Source organism: Symbiopectobacterium sp. Eva_TO, assembly GCF_053848865.1.
In genome coordinates this window covers 228,275-245,879 of sequence record NZ_JBSPEY010000004.1, presented here as the reverse complement: position 1 = coordinate 245,879, position 17,605 = coordinate 228,275, and the positions used below count along the sequence as shown (strand labels likewise).

Annotated in this window: 10 protein-coding genes and 9 pseudogenes; 10 read left to right on the top strand and 9 right to left on the bottom strand. The window is 53.3% G+C overall.

The window, feature by feature from the left end:
• Positions 1 to 15 precede the first annotated feature (15 nt).
• Both ACWWJF_RS03155 and ACWWJF_RS03150 read right to left on the bottom strand, forming a co-directional pair.
• Positions 16 to 647, bottom strand: a pseudogene (locus ACWWJF_RS03155) (IS1 family transposase); the annotation flags it as partial.
• A gap of 12 nt (positions 648 to 659) precedes the next feature.
• A pseudogene (locus ACWWJF_RS03150) lies at positions 660 to 779 on the bottom strand (IS5/IS1182 family transposase); the annotation flags it as partial.
• Here ACWWJF_RS03150 and ACWWJF_RS03145 point away from each other — a divergent pair.
• Positions 763 to 1,050: pseudogene (locus ACWWJF_RS03145) on the top strand (transposase); the annotation flags it as partial. The pseudogenes ACWWJF_RS03150 and ACWWJF_RS03145 overlap by 17 nt on opposite strands.
• Positions 1,031 to 1,309, top strand: a complete 279-nt coding sequence (locus ACWWJF_RS03140; RefSeq protein ID WP_455870908.1) for an E492 group microcin — start codon at positions 1,031 to 1,033, stop codon at positions 1,307 to 1,309. The pseudogene ACWWJF_RS03145 and the gene ACWWJF_RS03140, both read left to right, overlap by 20 nt.
• 91 nt (positions 1,310 to 1,400) lie before the next feature.
• On the opposite strand, the gene ACWWJF_RS03135 is transcribed toward ACWWJF_RS03140, so the two are convergent.
• From ACWWJF_RS03135 to ACWWJF_RS03125, 3 genes and pseudogenes are all read right to left on the bottom strand, one after another.
• On the bottom strand, positions 1,401 to 3,023 hold the full coding sequence (locus ACWWJF_RS03135) for a Na/Pi cotransporter family protein (RefSeq protein ID WP_455868662.1): 1,623 nt from the start codon (positions 3,021 to 3,023) through the stop codon (positions 1,401 to 1,403).
• 541 nt (positions 3,024 to 3,564) lie between these two features.
• Positions 3,565 to 4,643 (bottom strand): annotated as a pseudogene (locus ACWWJF_RS03130) (IS3 family transposase); the annotation flags it as partial.
• Between the two features lie 114 nt (positions 4,644 to 4,757).
• The gene (locus ACWWJF_RS03125) at positions 4,758 to 4,913 is read right to left on the bottom strand and encodes a hypothetical protein (RefSeq protein WP_455868661.1); all 156 of its coding nucleotides are present in this window, start codon (positions 4,911 to 4,913) and stop codon (positions 4,758 to 4,760) included.
• A gap of 60 nt (positions 4,914 to 4,973) precedes the next feature.
• Here ACWWJF_RS03125 and ACWWJF_RS03120 point away from each other — a divergent pair.
• Positions 4,974 to 5,198 (top strand): annotated as a pseudogene (locus ACWWJF_RS03120) (transposase); the annotation flags it as partial.
• A gap of 8 nt (positions 5,199 to 5,206) precedes the next feature.
• Here ACWWJF_RS03120 and ACWWJF_RS03115 read toward each other — a convergent pair.
• Together ACWWJF_RS03115 and ACWWJF_RS03110 are read right to left on the bottom strand one after the other, a co-directional pair.
• A pseudogene (locus ACWWJF_RS03115) lies at positions 5,207 to 5,704 on the bottom strand (IS4 family transposase); the annotation flags it as partial.
• A 180-nt stretch (positions 5,705 to 5,884) separates the two neighbouring features.
• Positions 5,885 to 6,718: pseudogene (locus ACWWJF_RS03110) on the bottom strand (IS4 family transposase); the annotation flags it as partial.
• 124 nt (positions 6,719 to 6,842) lie between these two features.
• Between ACWWJF_RS03110 and ACWWJF_RS03105 the strand changes: the two are divergent.
• Positions 6,843 to 7,822, top strand: a pseudogene (locus ACWWJF_RS03105) (IS3 family transposase); the annotation flags it as partial.
• Positions 7,823 to 7,962: 140 nt separating this feature from the next.
• Here the strand turns inward: ACWWJF_RS03105 and ACWWJF_RS03100 are convergent.
• A complete protein-coding gene (locus tag ACWWJF_RS03100; RefSeq protein WP_455868660.1) occupies positions 7,963 to 9,003 on the bottom strand; it encodes an IS481 family transposase in 1,041 nt (346 codons plus the stop codon).
• A gap of 97 nt (positions 9,004 to 9,100) precedes the next feature.
• A pseudogene (gene sbcD / locus ACWWJF_RS03095) lies at positions 9,101 to 9,739 on the bottom strand (exonuclease subunit SbcD); the annotation flags it as partial.
• A 271-nt stretch (positions 9,740 to 10,010) separates the two neighbouring features.
• Here sbcD and phoB point away from each other — a divergent pair.
• The 6 genes from phoB to brnQ all read left to right on the top strand — a co-directional run bounded on the left by phoB (position 10,011) and on the right by brnQ (position 17,573).
• Entirely contained in the window at positions 10,011 to 10,700 is a 690-nt protein-coding gene (gene phoB, locus ACWWJF_RS03090; RefSeq protein WP_455868659.1) for a phosphate response regulator transcription factor PhoB, read from the top strand.
• A gap of 66 nt (positions 10,701 to 10,766) precedes the next feature.
• Positions 10,767 to 12,089 carry a phosphate regulon sensor histidine kinase PhoR gene (phoR, locus tag ACWWJF_RS03085; RefSeq protein ID WP_455868658.1) on the top strand — a complete coding sequence of 441 codons (1,323 nt, stop codon included), beginning with the start codon at positions 10,767 to 10,769 and terminating at the stop codon, positions 12,087 to 12,089.
• A 44-nt stretch (positions 12,090 to 12,133) separates the two neighbouring features.
• Positions 12,134 to 13,048 carry a PstS family phosphate ABC transporter substrate-binding protein gene (locus ACWWJF_RS03080; protein WP_455868657.1) on the top strand — a complete coding sequence of 305 codons (915 nt, stop codon included), beginning with the start codon at positions 12,134 to 12,136 and terminating at the stop codon, positions 13,046 to 13,048.
• 381 nt (positions 13,049 to 13,429) lie between these two features.
• Complete coding sequence (locus ACWWJF_RS03075; protein WP_455868656.1) at positions 13,430 to 14,542, top strand: cobalamin-independent methionine synthase II family protein; 1,113 nt, start codon at positions 13,430 to 13,432, stop codon at positions 14,540 to 14,542.
• A 283-nt stretch (positions 14,543 to 14,825) separates the two neighbouring features.
• Positions 14,826 to 15,994 (top strand): IS3 family transposase gene (locus tag ACWWJF_RS03070; RefSeq protein WP_455868400.1). Its coding sequence is split into 2 segments (ribosomal slippage): positions 14,826 to 15,081 and positions 15,081 to 15,994, totalling 1,170 coding nucleotides; the frame shifts between segments, so codons are not numbered across the junction.
• Positions 15,995 to 16,253: 259 nt separating this feature from the next.
• Entirely contained in the window at positions 16,254 to 17,573 is a 1,320-nt protein-coding gene (brnQ, locus tag ACWWJF_RS03065) for a branched-chain amino acid transport system II carrier protein (RefSeq protein ID WP_455868655.1), read from the top strand.
• Positions 17,574 to 17,605: the final 32 nt, after the last annotated feature.

The window sequence follows — 17,605 nt, the reverse complement described above, 5'->3', positions numbered from 1 at the left end:
TGGTAATGACTCCAATTAGTAGAACATGTGTTTTTCGATGAAGGCTCCGATGACTTTTTCGTGGATCTCGACGGAGCGCGAGAAGCAAATCGTTTTACGCGCCAGTCGTTTAATGCGGGTACGGAGCGTCAGGTTATTGCGCTCTATGCGTTGCGTGAAGATCTTGCCAGTCAGATGTTTCTGCTTCGGAACCTCTCTTGCATAGCTGCCCCAGTTGTCACTGGTAATCATGCCGATGTTGAACGGTGTCAACAGAGCCAGCAATTCACGGCAGGTCTCATCGGTTCGGGGGCCAAAAGTGTAGGCCAGAACACCGCCCGTTTTGGTATTGTAAGCCTACCAGAGCCAGTGCTGTAGCGCCTGACTGCCAACGAAGCTCCATTGCTCATCAAGTTCACAGATAAGGGCGATGTCGGCGTGAGCAACGGGAGAAGACGTTATCCTGCGGGGCGAGAGCTTTTTAAAGCCCGGATGACCGTATTGATGCCGATTTTCAACGTTCTGGCGGTATCGCGAACACCGGCACCGTTGAAGGCCATATCAACGATCTGCTCTTTGACTCCCGGCTTTCGCGCTTCATAGCGGTAGGTAAGCTGGAATACACGGCGACAGCACTGACACCGGAAGCGTTCGCGCTTAGTTGGACTAGGCTGTGTCCCTTAATTACATAACCTCTGGTAAAACAGGCGGATGCAGCCCAGTTTCAACATTGCCAGATAATTCCTCGCCGTTTTGTCGTAACGTGTCGCAATGCGACGGTATTCTTTCAGACGGGCAAAAACGCTCACGCTGATAGTTGATAACTACATTATTCACAAAAGCCGGGAGACGCAGCGCTGGCTGGAAGAAAACCCGAAATTCAGGGTTATTTATCAGCCGGTGTACTCACCATGGGTAAATCATGTAGAGCGGTTATGGCAGGCGTTGCATGAAACCATTACCCGCAATCATCAATGCTGTTCAATGTGGCAGTGACTGAACAAGGTTCGCCGCTTCATGGAAACCGTCAGCCCGTTTCCCAGTGGAAAACATGGACAGGCAAAAGTGTAGCGGTATTAGGAACAGCTATTTAGGAGAAAATATGGCGTGGGGGGCCGGGTTTGGCGCTGTGGGCGGTATCGCTGGCGCTGCCGGCGGTGCTGTGAGTGGTGCAGTACAAACCGTTGTGCAGGAAGCGGTTAAACACGGCCCCGTCAGCGTGCCGATCCCCGTAGTGCCGATGGGACCGACCTGGAACGGTAGCGGTGGCGGTGCGTCGCCATGCGTCATGGATAAAGAACTGGCAATCGCGTTTCCTCAGTCGTGTTGAGTTCGTTAGAGGTATAACATTTATCGCAGGATGAATGATAAATGTGCAGAAGGGCTGCGTTTTTGCTGCCCTTCTTTCGTTGTACCAATGATTATTCTGCTGAATCTTCCGGGTCCGGTTCGAGCACATGATACGCCACGGCACAGAACAGTGAATTCAGACGGCGAATATCCCCCAGCAAGCCCATATGCAGTGAGCTGGTTTCCAGACTCTGCGGATTTTGTTGGTGTAAACGTTCAACGTGCGCATGAGAGTAGCTTCTTCCCAGCAGAATCAAACGGTGCTTGGCTCGGCGCAGGCGTTTGGCGTTGGTCATGTCTCCGGTGAGAAACACCGACATCGCCAGCGAGAGGGAGCTGGTGAGACGTTGATGCAGCGCCAGCAGTTCTTCCATACCTTCGGAGGATAAGGATAGCCGGGCATCCAGCGCCTTGTTGGTGAACGATGAAGAAATATGTTCGAGGATGCCGCCTGCTTGTTTCAGGTTCAACGCCGTATCGATCACTTCCGCCCAACGGCGCGAATCTTCCTCTCCCAAATCGTCTTGACGAATCTGTGCCAGATAGAGCTTGATGGCACTGTGAAGCATGTCGGCTTCTTCATCAAGGCGACTGATCTCGCGTTTTTGCTCTCTGTCGCCCAATAACACCAGGCGAAAACGTTCCAGCATTTGTGCCACTACGTCGCCCAGTCGCAGCGTTTCGCGTACCGCATTGGAGAGGGCAAGCGAAGGGGTATCCAGTGCGCTGTTGTCGAGATAGCGCGGTGCGGCGGTGGCGTTATTCATATCCTCATGGGGCACCAAACGACGACACAGACGTGCCATGCTGGTCACCAGCGGCAGCATCAGCAGGCAGCGCAGCAGGTTATAGACGACATGAAAATAGATAACGGCTTCGTCAAAAGCAATGTCCGTGCTGCCAATCCACTGTGCTAGCGGTGCCAGCCAAGGCAAAATCAACACGCAGCCGATAATCTTGAACAACATGCTGCCAAGTACCAATTGTCGCGCGCTGGCACTTTGTCCGCGTCCTCCGAGTATCGCCAGCACACCGCTGCCGAGGTTGGCGCCAAGCACAATGCACAGTGCCATTTTCAGCGGAAGCAGTGCGGTCGCCGCCAGCGTAGCCGTCAGCAGCACGGCGGCAAGGCTGGAATAGCTGACCATGGCAAAAACTGCTCCAAGCAGCAGCGCCAATAGCGTGTCATCCGAAATGGAGGTGAAAATCACCAGAATTGCGCTGGAATGGGTGATGGGGGCTGCGGCTGCGACGATCAATTCCAGCGCCAGCAGGATCAATCCAAGGCCGATGCCCACACGGCCCAACTGGCCGATGCGAGTCTTGCGGTTAGACAGAAATGCCACGATCCCGCAGAGCAACAACAGGGGAGAAAGCCAGACTAAGTCGAATGTCAGAATACGCGCCATGAGCGCGGTACCGACATCCGCCCCCAGCATAATCACCAATGCAGGGGAAAGCGCAATCAATTGCTGCGACACAAAAGAGATGGCCAGCAGCGCGGTGGCGTTACTGCTTTGCACCAATGCTGTTACGCCGATCCCTGCAAGAAACGCCATGCTGGTTTTCTTGATGCTGGCACTCAATATACGGCGCAGGTTTGCGCCATAAACTCGCATAATACCCGTGCGTACGATATGGGTACCCCATACCAGTAGTGCAACGGAAGAGAGCAAATGCAGCAGCGTCAACATAGTCTATCCTGATGAATATTGTGGTTCGAAAACAAGCCGTGCTGATTGATTATTCAGCGTGCCATACCGCGATATGCTAACGAAGTGTATCACATGCCTCGTGAGTATTTTATTCTAGATAAACGAGCAGGAAGCAGAATTAATCTCTGTTTGGATAGGGTTTATTTAATCGTTTTTACTGATTATCAGATTTCGCTCTCATTCCAATATTACAAATCACCAAAATAACGCTGAGAATAATGCTGTCCCAAGGGGAAGTAGAATTTTTTATCCCTTGTTATCAGATTTTTCATGTTATTTTCTTCTGTCCAAAATGTGCAGAGTAAGAGTCCATGTTTTCCAATTAATTCAATGCGAAAGGGGGCTTTGTTGAATAAATCAGAACTTGTAACGACTGTGCCCCAGGTCGATTGTTGATGTAGCCCCCTGTAACACCAGACAGTAGCTGTATCTCCAGATAAGAGATAGGCTTAGATATATGTCTAACAATCATGCTAATTTTGAAATGACCGGGATCCTGTTAGGGCAAGAAGTGTAGTGGTCAACTAATATTGGCCACCGCATTAGACTGTATGTAGAACAGTCGCTCAGATTCGTTTGGAGTTAAGCCGCCGTTATACCAGTGAGGCCGGATAGCGCTGTAATACCCCGTGATGTAGCGGATAATCGCGTCCTGGGCTTCGCTGAAGCTGTTGTAACCCTTTGTCGGCACCCATTCTGTCTTCAGGCTGCGGAAGAACCGCTCCATTGGCGCATTATCCCAGCAGTTACCCCGCCGACTCATACTCTGCTTTATCCGGCAGCGCCACAGGGCTTGCCGGTATTGACGGCTGGTATAGTGGCTGCCCTGGTCGCTGTGGAACATGACTCCTGTTGGTTGTCCCCGGAGTTCCCAGGCCATCTGCAACGCTTTAACTGTCAGCGCCGAGTCCGGCGACGTCGACATGGCCCAGCCCACCGGTTTGCGGGCGAACAGATCTAGCACCACCGCAAGGTAAGCCCAGCATTTGCCCGTCCAGATGTAGGTCACATCGCCGCACCAGACCTGATCCGGCGCGGTAACCGCGAACTGGCGGTTGAGATAGTTCGGCATTTCAACGTGTTCATTGCCGCCGCGTTTGTGTTTGTGAGCCGGTCGCTGGCAGCTGGCGATACCCAGCTCCTTCATCAGCTTGCCAGCCAGCCAGCGCCCCATTTTGACACCAGAGCTGCCGGTGACGATGGTCGCGATACTTCGAGCGCCGGCAGAGCCGCCGCTGGCGTTCCAGGCTTCCATGACGCGGCTACACTTAACCACGCGCTCACCGTCGGGTTCATTAGCGGAAGCCTGCCAGTGCCTGTAGCTGCTGCGATGTACCTCAAAAGTTTGGCACAACGCCGTGACCGGGTATCGCGCCCTCAGCCTGTCGACTACCGTGAACCGTTGAGTGAGTCCGACATTAAGAGCGCCGTAGCCTTTTTTAGGATTTCGTTCTCCATTTCAAGGCATTGGACTTTTTTCTTCATCTCACGCAGCTCGAGCTGTTCAGGGGTAAGAGGAAGTCCCGTTGGCGTTTTTCCCTGTCGTTCAAGGCGAAGCTTATTGACCCAGCGACTAATGGCAGAATGGCTGACATTAACCCATATCGTTATACACATCTTTCTAACGCACTGTTTAATCAATGAGTTACGGGTTTATCTCAGAGTAGCATTTTGAACCTCAAAAAGCCAATGGGATGGCTTGAATGCCTTAATTCACGGGGTTCTGAGCATCCTGTTCAAAAAATGGCCAAAAGATGTGTATAACGATATGACATTAACCGCCTCTGCGGCCTTAACGTATGTGTAGCCGTGGTCGACAACCAGCTTTGCGGCTTCGAGCTTAAATTCCGCCGTAAAATGTTTACCCATGAGGTCACCTGTCGTGTTGATGAGGTGAGCATATCACCTCCGATCAGGTGGCCAGTATCAGTGTGCCACTACAAAGTCCGTAAGCGTAAAACTCCGCAAGAGAAAATCGCCATCATTCAGCAGACAATGAAGCCGGGGACGAACGTCTCCCATGTAGCCCGCCTGCATGGCATCCAGCCCAGCCTTTTGTTTAAGTGGAAGAAGCAATACCAGGAAGGAAGCCTCACCGCCGTTGCGGCCGGAGAAGAAGTGGTTACAGCTTCGGCGCTGGCGACTGCCCTCAAGCCACCTCGTTATACACATCTCTGTTCGTGCCTGAGCGCGCGTAGCGTTTCGGCGGCCGTCATGACTTTCTGCAAGCCTTTCCAGATAGTTTTTGCGCCTGGTTCACCGTCGCCTTTTCGAGCAAGAAAGCCTCCGAGTTGCGCAACTAAGCGCAATACTTCGTTTAGCTTAGGGCGGCCCTTGGGCATACGCTTGTTCATCAGTAGGTAAGCTCCATGAGTCTCGTCGGAATCAAAGAACAACATTGCGTCCAGCTCTGGACAGGTTCGTCCCATACGCATTAAATAGGCGATGCGCCATGCCACGATCATGAACAGCGCCAATGCCCGCTCAATGCGATCCACGGTCGATAACTGTAACGCTTCGACACAGCAGCCGTTCTTCAGCACATTGAAGAACATCTCGATTTCCCATCTAGCCCGATACCAGTCGATCAACTCCACGATATCTTCTCGTCCTTCAGGTACGCGATTGCTCAGCAACCGCCACTCGACCGGCTTCACGCCATATCGTTATACACATCTTTCTAACGCACTGTTTAATCAATGAGTTACGGGTTTATCTCAGAGTGGCATTTTGAACCTCAAAAAGCCAATGGGATGGCTTGAATGCCTTAATTCACGGGGTTCTGAGCATCCTGTTCAAAAAATGGCCAAAAGATGTGTATAACGATATGGCTTCACGCCTGCTGGCGGCTCAATTTCCTTGGCTATCACACAAGTCACTGCCAACCCGCAACGCAGCGACACTCGCTTCACGCGCAGCGCCTGTTTCACCGTACGCGCCTTCTGCCCCGCGCGAGCCGCCATAACGAATTGGATTTCTCCCACCGGCACGGTCTTTCCAACCTTCTGCCAAAGCTTCTCATTACAGTCCAGACTGCGATTATGAGTCGAGCGGATCAACCAGTCAGCCGGAGTGCCAAGGTCATCAGCGAGCTGCATCAACGCCTTGATATCCGCTTCGCGATCGGCTAAGTACACCAGACGTGTGTTTGGCAACTCCGAGGCGAGTTCAGCAACTCGCTCGTATCCCTCGAGCCAGCGCGTACTCTCCTTGAGCCCATCGCGTTTTCCGTCTGCATCCTTCGGCTCTCTTGCCCACATCCACGCATCCAGTACGCCCAACCCCACGCGATCCGGACTGACCGCGTAGGTCGGATGCAGGTACAGACCACGCCTGGCTTCGTAGTTCAAGGGACTCAAGCCTTGGATTTGCTGCCCGTTGAAGTCAAGCTTGGTAGTGTCTTGGATACACAGCACAACCTCGTGTTCTCGGATCCTTTCCTGCGTACGCTGCCAGTGAGGTTGCAGAATGTCTCGCCATTCGAATGCTTGGTTCTCCATGAAGCGGTAAGCACCCAGCGTCTCAGACCATCCGAGGCACGCATGCGTAATGCTGGCTTGCGGATTCTCAGCCAGCCGTATCAAAAGCCCTTTGGCGCGCTTATTGAGCCTCGTGTCACCAAGATTTACCCCTTCCAGTTCTTGGTGTGCCCAGCCATCTGAATCCCGTGTCATTTTTCAGCGCCGTAAATGGCGATAGTACACGTCGGTTTCACTTCATTTACAACCCCACCGGCTGCCTATTTCAGCCCGCTAACCCTTGGCATATAAGGCGTTGCGGACTTGTGTATAACGAGGTGCCCTCAAGCAGGTCCGGGAGCTACAGCGCCTTCTGGGTAAGAAGACGATGGAAGTTGAGATCCTCAAAGAAGCAGTGGAGTACCGCCAGTCGCGAAAATGGATAGCGCACGCGCCCTTGTTGCCAAAGGACGGGGAATAGCTCTGGTCAGCCGCGCCATGAGCGTGTCGCGTGCGCAGCTGTCACTGCGGGTTAACCGTTCTGCCGACTGGCTGGACAGGCGCAGCAACCGGCGTAATGACGAAGCTGATGCTGAGATATTATCGGACATCCTCCGTATCATCAGCGACATGCCCAGTTACGGTTACCGCCGAGTGTGGGGTATCCTGCGTAAGCAACGTCGTGCAGAGGGACTTCCACCGGTGAACGCCAAACGGCTTTACAGGATAATGAGCGAGCATAACCTGCTGTTGTTGCATGATAAAACTGAACGTCCGAAGCGGGAGCATAAAGGCAAAATCGCGGTAGCAGAGAGCGATATGCGCTGGTGCTCAGATGGCTTCGAGTTCGGTTGTGACAACGGCGAGAAGCTGCGGGTGACGTTCGCACTGGACTGCTGCGACCGGGAGGCCATAGACTGGGCAGCGAGCACCAGGGGTTATGACAGTTCAACCGTGCAGGATGTGATGCTGAGGTCGGTGGAAAAACGCTTCGGTAGCGCGCTGCCGGATAAACCAGTGCAATGGCTGACGGATAATGGTTCAGCGTACACAGCGCATGAAACGCGGAAGTTCGCCAGAGAACTGAATCTGGAGCCCTGCACAACAGCAGTGAGCCGTCCACAGAGTAACGGCATGGCAGAACGGTTCGTGAAGACGATGAAGGAAGATTACATCGCCTTCATGCCAAAACCCGATGTGCGAACAGCGCTGAAGAACCTTGCAGCGGCGTTCAATCATTACAATGAAAACCATCCGCACAGTGCGCTGGGATACAACTCCCCAAGAGAATATCGGCGCCAGCGGGCATCGTTAACTTAAGAGACAAAAGCTGTCCGGAGATGGTGGGTCAAGATCAATGGCCGATGCAACGCTTAAACAGTGTGTCCAGCATGCGTTTATCTGTATTAGCTCAGACCTGATCTGACAGTTACCGGTTATTTATACAGGTGTCTGTCAGATTAAATCTGGTTCAGATTTTTTTCTGCCCAGACTCGTTTACCATCAAGTAACGTGGCCATTGGCGTACGCCCGCAGCACATTTTACCCTGATGAGTTCGCTCATTATTGTAATGCCACAACCAGTTGTCCAGATCCTTTTGTAGACTTTCTAGGTCCTCGTATAACGTCTTACGGAACGCAACCTGATAAAAATCCTGCAAAATAGTTTTATGGAAGCGCTCGCAGATACCGTTTGTCTGCGGAGACATCGCTTTCGTTTTCGTATGGTCTATATCGTTGATAGCCAAGTACAGCTGATAGTCATGTTGTTCCACTTTACCGCAGTACTCCGTCCCCCTGTCCGTCAGTATTCTTAGCATTGGCAGCCCCTGAGCTTCGTAGAACGGCAGCACGCGATCATTGAGCAGGTCGGCGGCAGAGATCGGTGCTTTACTCGTGTAAAGCTTGCAGTGCGCCACTTTCGAGTACGTATCCACGAACGTCTGCTGGTAGATACGGCCAACACCTTTCAGATTACCCACGTAGAAGGTGTCCTGCGACCCCAGATAACCCGGGTGAGCAGTCTCTATTTCACCACAGGCTTCGTCGTCGTGCGCCTTCTTCTCCAGTGCAGCGATTTGAGCATCAGTAAGTACGATGCCTTCTCTGGCAACTTTTTCCTCAAGTGCCTTCAGGCGCTTACGAAAGTTTTCCAGATCGTGTCGTTGCCAGATGGAGCGCACACCGCTGCCAGAAATGAAGACGCCTTTTTTACGCAGCTCATTACTGGTCCGGTGCTGGCCATGAGCCGGGAACTCAATGGCGTAATCAACAACCGCACGTTCAGTGGCTTCATCAGCACGGTTTTTCAGGTTGGGAACCCGGCGGTTTTGGTTAACCAGAGCGTCAATACCGCCTTCTGCCGCCAGTTCCTGATAGCGATAAAACGTGTCGCGTGACACCCCCATGATTTTACAGGCTTTTGATACGTTACCGAGTTCTTCGGCGAGATTGAGCAGGCCGGCTTTGTGTTTGATGATGGGATTGTTAGTATGAAGCATGAGAGTTACCTCGTGTTTTGTATAAGGATTCGACACCCATATCAAAACCGGTAACTCTCAACCTTTCAAGGTCCAGTGTCAGATCAAGTCGCGACTAATACACATCAAGCGAGCCGATGTAGATCTCGCGTACCGCTTCCGAGGCGGTAACCCCCACGGTGGTCAGGTGTCCGGTGGCGATAATCGGCAGGGGCATTGCTAGCGTGTCGCGCAAATCGCAGGCGTGCTGATAGCATTGCGCGTAGTGTTCACTGATGGCGTCTTGCAAGGCTATCTGTTTTTCCACGCCGGATTGACCCGCCAGGCTGCGCAGGATGTCGCGCGGACGCAGAAAAGGAATCGCGCACAGAATTGCACCGGGCGCGCCTTGATGGGTATTAAGTGTGAAGACCTGCAGCGTCACATCCTCGGTGGCGTTGGCGATAACACGGGTATTGAGGCACGCTAGCAGATCGCGCGATTCATTTAAGGTTGCCACCGCATCGTGGTTTCCGGCCAGCAACACCAATTGGCATCCCGTGGTGCGCAATGCCACCACAAACCGGTTGAGCATCTCGCGTGCGTAGCTCGGTGGCGAACCGTTATCAAAGATATCACCCGCCACAATCAGCGCATCGACCTGATGTTCGGTTATCTGCTCGATGAGCCAGTCGAGAAACGCTTGATGCTCCGGTGCGCGACTTTTAGTATAAAAATATTGGCCCAGATGCCAGTCTGCGGTGTGAATGATACGCATGGCGTTTCCTGTTAGACGTGCTATCTACTGTAGGGCGATTATAAGCAGTGAGGGCGACGGCTGTCGTTATCGCCGCGAAAATTTTGGAAACAGTCGCTAAATCGGGTGTTACCTTCAGTTTGGGTTTTCATAAATCTGTCATAAAACTGACGCATACTGCTTTCGCCCGCAGAAGATAAGCAGCTCAGGCACCTTTATAGGTAAAGCGGGCAATGGTGAGATTTCGTTATTGTTGACGTGTTTCATACGCTGACTAACGGCAGGATGGACAATGGCAAGACGCATACTGGTCGTAGAAGATGAAGCGCCGATCTGTGAAATGGTGTGCTTCGTGTTAGAGCAAAACGGCTATCAGTCCGTTGAAGCGGAAGATTATGACAGCGCTGTAACGCGTTTGTCCGAACCCTATCCGGATCTGGTACTGCTGGACTGGATGCTGCCAGGTGGCTCGGGATTGCAGTTTATCAAGCACATGAAGCGCGAAGCGCTGACGCGGGATATTCCGGTTATGATGTTGACGGCGCGCGGTGAAGAGGAAGATCGCGTACGCGGGCTTGAGGTTGGCGCTGATGATTATATCACCAAGCCGTTTTCGCCCAAAGAACTGGTAGCACGCATCAAGGCGGTGATGCGCCGTATTTCACCCATGGCGGTGGAAGAGGTGATCGAAATGCGGGGCTTGAGTCTGGACCCAACTTCGCATCGCGTTACCACAGAACAGCACGCGCTGGAGATGGGGCCGGCCGAATTCAAACTGCTGCATTTCTTTATGACGCACGCTGAGCGTGTATACAGCCGCGAGCAGTTGCTCAATAACGTTTGGGGAACTAACGTTTATGTTGAGGATCGTACTGTGGACGTGCATATTCGTCGCTTGCGCAAGGCGCTGGAAACCAGCGGACACGATAAAATGGTGCAAACGGTCCGGGGAACGGGGTACCGTTTTTCTACGCGTTATTGATGTGCGCGTGAGCCATAGCGAGCGCGACATCGTGGCTGAATACCGCCAAAGCGGAGAATTTTTAACGTGTTAGAACGTCTTTCGTGGAAAAAGCTGGCATTGGAGCTGGCCTTTTTTTGCTTGCCAGCCCTGCTGCTCGGCCTGATTTTCGGCTACCTGCCCTGGTTTATGCTGGCGGCGGTGCTGGTGGTGCTTGGCTGGAATTATTACAACCAGCTTAAACTCTCCTACTGGCTGTGGGTCGATCGCAGCATGACATCGCCACCCGGGCGCTGGAGTTGGGAGCCGCTGTTTTACGGGTTGTATCAAATGCAACTGCGCAATCGGCGGCGGCGGCGCGAGCTTGCTCTGCTGATCAAGCGTTTTCGCAGCGGTGCCGAGTCGCTGCCCGATGGTGTGGTGATCACCACCGAAGAGGGCACCATTATCTGGTGCAACGGTCTGTCGCAGCACTTGCTCAGCCTGCGTTGGCCGGAAGATAACGTCCAGAATATCCTCAATTTGCTGCGCTATCCCGAGTTCACCCAATACATGCGTCAGCAGGATTTCTCCCGAGCCTTGACCCTGCAACTGATCAATTCACACCATGTCGAATTCCGTGTTATGCCGTACTCGGAAGGGCAGTTATTGATGGTCGTGCGCGACATTACCCAGATGCACCAACTGGAAGGGGCTCGGCGTAATTTCTTCGCCAACGTCAGTCATGAATTACGCACTCCGCTCACCGTGCTACAAGGTTACCTGGAGATGATGCAGGACGATTCGCTGGACGGTGCCTTACGCAGCAAAGCGCTTTCAACCATGCAGGAGCAGACGCGGCGCATGGATGGGTTGGTGAAACAGTTGCTCACGTTATCGAAAATCGAAGCGGCTGCACCGATCAATCTGGCGGAAAAGGTCGATGTGCCACGTATGCTGCGCATACTACAACGTGAAGCACAGACGCTGAGTCAGGATCGTCACGAAATTGTGTTCCGCATCAACGATGGGCTGAGTGTTTACGGCAATGAAGAGCAGTTGCACAGCGCCTTCTCCAATCTGGTGTACAACGCGGTTAATCACACGCCGGAAGGCACGCGCATTGAAGTGTGCTGGCAAAAAATCACGCAGGGTGCGCAGTTTCAGGTCAGCGATAATGGTCCTGGTATCGCCGCCGAGCACATCCCTCGCCTGACGGAGCGTTTTTATCGTGTGGACAAAGCCCGCTCGCGCCAAACGGGCGGCAGCGGATTGGGGCTTGTCATCGTTAAGCATGCGCTCAGCCATCATGATTCGCGGCTGGAGATCCTCAGTGAACCGGGTGCCGGAGCGCGTTTTATGTTTACGCTTCCTAACCGGTTGATTGTTCCTGCCTCTCTGTCGGAGAATAGCACCACCCCTTCGGCCTGATGGATAGTTGACCTATGATGCAAGCCCCGCTTTTTTAGGGTTTATTGCTCTGTGCTGCGCTGTTACTCAGTGGCTGGAGCCACACTGCGCGCAGTGAGCAAATGCTGGCGGGTAATCTCTCCAGTGCTGGATCTGATACCCTGGCGACGCTGATGGCGTTTTGGGCCGCCGATTTCAACCAGCATTATCCCAGCGTTAACGTACAGATGCAGGCGGCGGGATCGTCATCGGCCCCCACGGCACTTGCCTCCGGCGCGGCACAACTCGGTCCGATGAACCGTGCCATGAAGGCCAGTGAGATTGAGGCCTTTGTGCAACTCTATGGGTATCCACCACTGGCTGTGCCGGTGGCGATGGATGCGCTGGTGGTGTTAGTGAATCAGGATAATCCGCTGCCGGGTTTGAACGTGCAACAGCTCGATGCGCTGTTCTCTATTACTCATCGCTGCGGGGCGACGCAAACTGTTACCCACTGGCGCGATCTTGGGCTGACGGGGGAATGGGCATCGCGCCGTGTGTTGCGCTACGGGCGCAACTCAGCGTCAGGCACCTATGGTTTTTTTAAGCAGCAAGCGTTGTGCGGTGGTGATTTCTTACCGCTGGTAAATGAGCTACCGGGTTCTGCGTCGGTGGTGAAGGCCGTAGCCACCTCCACACAGGCGATTGGTTATGCTAGCATCGGTTTTCGCGCCAGCGGAGTGAAAATGCTGCCGCTGGCAGCGCAGGGAAACGACTATGTTGCGCCGACGGTGGACAATATTCGCAGCGGGCGTTATCCCTATGCGCGCTACATCTATATTTATGTCAACAAAGCGCCAGAGCAGGTGCTGGATAGCCTGACGGCCGCCTTTATGGATCGGGTACTGTCTACCGCTGGGCAAAGTCTGGTGAGTCAGGATGGCTATCTTCACTTACCTGAGCACGTGCGGGTTAACGCACGCCAGCAGCTCGGCTTGTAACACGCCATTATTCTCGCCCATCACCGTCATTCCCGCGAAGGTGGGAATCTCGTGCAGGTGAAACGTGTTCATTCTGTCAGAGATCCCCGACTTTCGCCGAGGATAACGAGGAAGAAAGCCGGGGATAACGAGGGGAAAGTGACTTTGTCATCAGTCTGACGTGAATTTTATTCATGTTAGTCGCGGAAAGTGAAAATTATTCTATTGCCCTCAACCTGTTGCCATGACAGGATTCACCTACCTTATAGCCGTCCAGATATCTAAATAAGCATAAGGCGTGATTACTTCACGGCGTGACTATTTATTTTGAAACTATTTTGCAATGCCGCTTGCCTCACGCCGTGACGTGAAGGCGTTGTTGCGAAAGATCAGGAGGTTATCATGGCTAAAGTACTTCCCCCTTTTCGCGCTGACGTGGTCGGCAGCCTGTTGCGTCCCGTTGCAATCAAAGAAGCACGCCTGCAATTCCAGTCTGGTACCATTAATGCGGAGCAACTGCGCGCCGTGGAAGATGCAGAAATTCTGCGTGCCGTTGAGCTGAAACGCGAAGCCGGGCTTCAGGTTGTCACCGACGGTGAATTCCGTCGCGCCTGGTGGCACTTCGACTTTTTCGAAGGTTTGAACGGGGTGGAGGCTTTCGAAGCGGACCACGGTATTCAGTTTAATGGTATCCAAACCAAGTCCCGCGCCATCAAGGTGACGGGCAAAGTCAGCTTTAACACTCAGCACCCGATGCTGGAGCATTCTCGCTACCTGAACAGCATCGCGGGTGATGTGACCGCCAAGATGACAATTCCTAGCCCGAGCGTGTTCCATTTCCGTGGCGGACGCAAGGCTATCGACAGTCAGGTTTATCCAACGCTGGATGCTTATTTCGACGATCTGGCGCAGACCTGGCATGATGCGATTCATGCTTTCTACGCCGCAGGCTGCCGCTATTTGCAACTGGATGATACCGTCTGGGCTTACCTGTGCTCAGACGATCAAAAACGCCAAATTCGCGAACGCGGTGAAGATCCGGAACAACTGGCCCGTATCTATGCTGATGTGCTGAATAAAGCATTGGCCGGTAAACCTGCTGACCTGACGATCGGTTTGCACGTATGTCGCGGCAACTTCCGCTCTACCTGGATTTCTGAAGGCGGGTACGAGCCGGTGGCATCTATCCTGTTTGGTGAAGTCAATGTGGATGAGTTTTTCCTTGAGTACGATAACGATCGCTCAGGTGGGTTCGAGCCGCTGCGTTTCATCAAACCGGGACACCAACAAGTGGTGCTGGGCCTGGTGACTACCAAAAACGGCGAGTTGGAAGAGCCGGCTTTACTGAAAGCGCGCATCGCGGAAGCAGCGAAATATGTCGATATCAAACAACTTTGCCTCAGCCCGCAGTGTGGTTTTGCTTCCACGGAAGAGGGCAATAGCCTGACGGAAGCACAACAGTGGGCCAAGTTGCGTCTGGTTGTGGATACCGCTGCCGCCGTGTGGGGCAAGTAACACACCCGCGCATAACACCGGGGACGTACGTTATCCCCGGTGTATCCTCGACGTTTTGCCATGGGGTGTCCCAATCTGCAAATCCGTTCACTCCGTTTACCGCGTAATCCCCTGCCACTTGTCCCCTTTTGCAGCAAAAAGCGCTTCTGATGCTGAAGCACTGCATCTTTTATGTCCATTTTGCGCGTATTACGCGTTTTTATACTGGTTTGTAGTGGCACACTGATACTGGCCACCTGAGCGGAGGTGATATGCTCACCTCATCAACACGACAGGTGACCTCATGGGTAAACATTTTACGGCGGAATTTAAGCTCGAAGCCGCAAAGCTGGTTGTCGACCACGGCTACACATACGTTAAGGCCGCAGAGGCGGTTAATGTCAGCCATTCTGCCATTAGTCGCTGGGTCAATAAGCTTCGCCTTGAACGACAGGGAAAAACGCCAACGGGACTTCCTCTTACCCCTGAACAGCTCGAGCTGCGTGAGATGAAGAAAAAAGTCCAATGCCTTGAAATGGAGAACGAAATCCTAAAAAAGGCTACGGCGCTCTTAATGTCGGACTCACTCAACGGTTCACGGTAGTCGACAGGCTGAGGGCGCGATACCCGGTCACGGCGTTGTGCCAAACTTTTGAGGTACATCGCAGCAGCTACAGGCACTGGCAGGCTTCCGCTAATGAACCCGACGGTGAGCGCGTGGTTAAGTGTAGCCGCGTCATGGAAGCCTGGAACGCCAGCGGCGGCTCTGCCGGCGCTCGAAGTATCGCGACCATCGTCACCGGCAGCTCCGGTGTCAAAATGGGGCGCTGGCTGGCTGGCAAGCTGATGAAGGAGCTGGGTATCGCCAGCTGCCAGCGACCGGCTCACAAATACAAACGCGGCGGCAATGAACACGTTGAAATACCGAACTATCTCAACCGCCAGTTCGCGGTTACCGCGCCGGATCAGGTCTGGTGCGGCGATGTGACCTACATCTGGACGGGCAAATGCTGGGCTTACCTTGCGGTGGTGCTAGATCTGTTCGCCCGCAAACCGGTGGGCTGGGCCATGTCGACGTCGCCGGACTCGGCGCTGACAGTTAAAGCGTTGCAGATGGCCTGGGAACTCCGGGGACAACCAACAGGAGTCATGTTCCACAGCGACCAGGGCAGCCACTATACCAGCCGTCAATACCGGCAAGCCCTGTGGCGCTGCCGGATAAAGCAGAGTATGAGTCGGCGGGGTAACTGCTGGGATAATGCGCCAATGGAGCGGTTCTTCCGCAGCCTGAAGACAGAATGGGTGCCGACAAAGGGTTACAACAGCTTCAGCGAAGCCCAGGACGCGATTATCCGCTACATCACGGGGTATTACAGCGCTATCCGGCCTCACTGGTATAACGGCGGCTTAACTCCAAACGAATCTGAGCGACTGTTCTACATACAGTCTAATGCGGTGGCCAATATTAGTTGACCACTACAGTTTTATTGCAAAGCAAAGACGGTAAATGCACAAATCATGTGCGGAAGGTTGTGTGAGTGGTGATATTATCTGCTAACTATTGTTGTTAGATTGGCGCAATACTTCGCATTTTGGATCGCTACTTGTCTTTTATTGCTATAAACGTTTTACTTAGCGCCCTATAACTTCTGCGCGATAAGAATAATTTATACCACGCCGCAGTTCGTCTTCCCATTTTGTCGCATTTATATACAGGCAACACAACGTAACTATGAGTCATCGTTTAACATCCAAAGATATCGTGGCGCTGGGATTTATGACCTTTGCGCTGTTTGTCGGGGCGGGGAACATCATTTTCCCGCCAATTGTGGGTTTACAGGCCGGTGAACACGTCTGGACCGCCGCGCTTGGCTTTTTGCTCACTGCGGTTGGCCTACCGGTGTTGACCGTGGTAGCGTTGGCGCGCGTGGGCGGTGGCGTCGATGCGCTGAGCTCCCCGATTGGCCAGAAGGCAGGCGTTCTGCTGGCGACCGTGTGTTATCTGGCCGTCGGACCGCTGTTCGCTACGCCGCGCACCGCTACGGTATCCTTCGAAGTGGGGTTGGCTCCGCTGTTTGGCGATGCTGCCACGCCGCTGTTGATCTATAGCGTGGTCTATTTCTCGTTAGTGATCTGCATTTCTCTCTATTCGGGTCGTCTGCTGGATACGGTTGGCCATGTGCTGGCACCGTTGAAAATTCTTACACTGGCCGTGCTGGGATTAGCGGCGGTGATATGGCCTGCGGGTTCGCCGATCCCGGCGACCGAAGCCTATCAAACCGTACCGTTTTCTAACGGTTTTGTGAACGGTTACCTGACCATGGATACTCTGGGTGCCATGGTATTCGGAATCGTTATCGTCAATGCTGCCCGTTCACGCGGCGTGACCGATGCTACGCTGCTGACCCGCTATACCATCTGGGCCGGTTTGATTGCCGGCGTCGGGTTGACGTTGGTTTATCTGAGCCTGTTTAAACTGGGCTCTGTGAGCGGTGAACTGATTCCTAACGCGCAAAACGGTGCTGAAATCCTGCATGCTTACGTGCAGCACACCTTTGGTAGCATGGGTAGCGGCTTCCTGGCGTTGTTAATTTTTATCGCTTGCATGGTGACGGCGGTTGGCCTGACCTGCGCCTGTGCCGAATTTTTCTCCCAATATTTGCCGTTTTCCTATCGCACGCTGGTGTTCGTGCTGGGCGGCTTCTCTGCGTTAGTTGCCAATCTGGGATTAAGTCATCTGATTCAGCTTTCCATTCCGGTGCTGACAGCGATCTATCCGTCCTGTATCATTCTGGTTTTGCTGAGTTTTACTTTGCGCTGCTGGAATCAGGCTTCACGTATTGTGGCCCCGGTCATGTTAATCAGCCTGTTATTCGGCCTGATTGATGGGGTAAAATCATCGACCTTTGCGTCATTGCTGCCAGCCTGGAGCCTGAGCTTGCCTTTGGGTGAACAAGGATTGGCCTGGTTGCCACCGTCGCTGGTGTTGTTGCTGGCTGCGGTTATTTATGACCGGCTAAGCGGGCGTAAGGAAGTGACTGCGCACCAATAACGCACTCATGCTGCATTTTTCACCACAGGCTG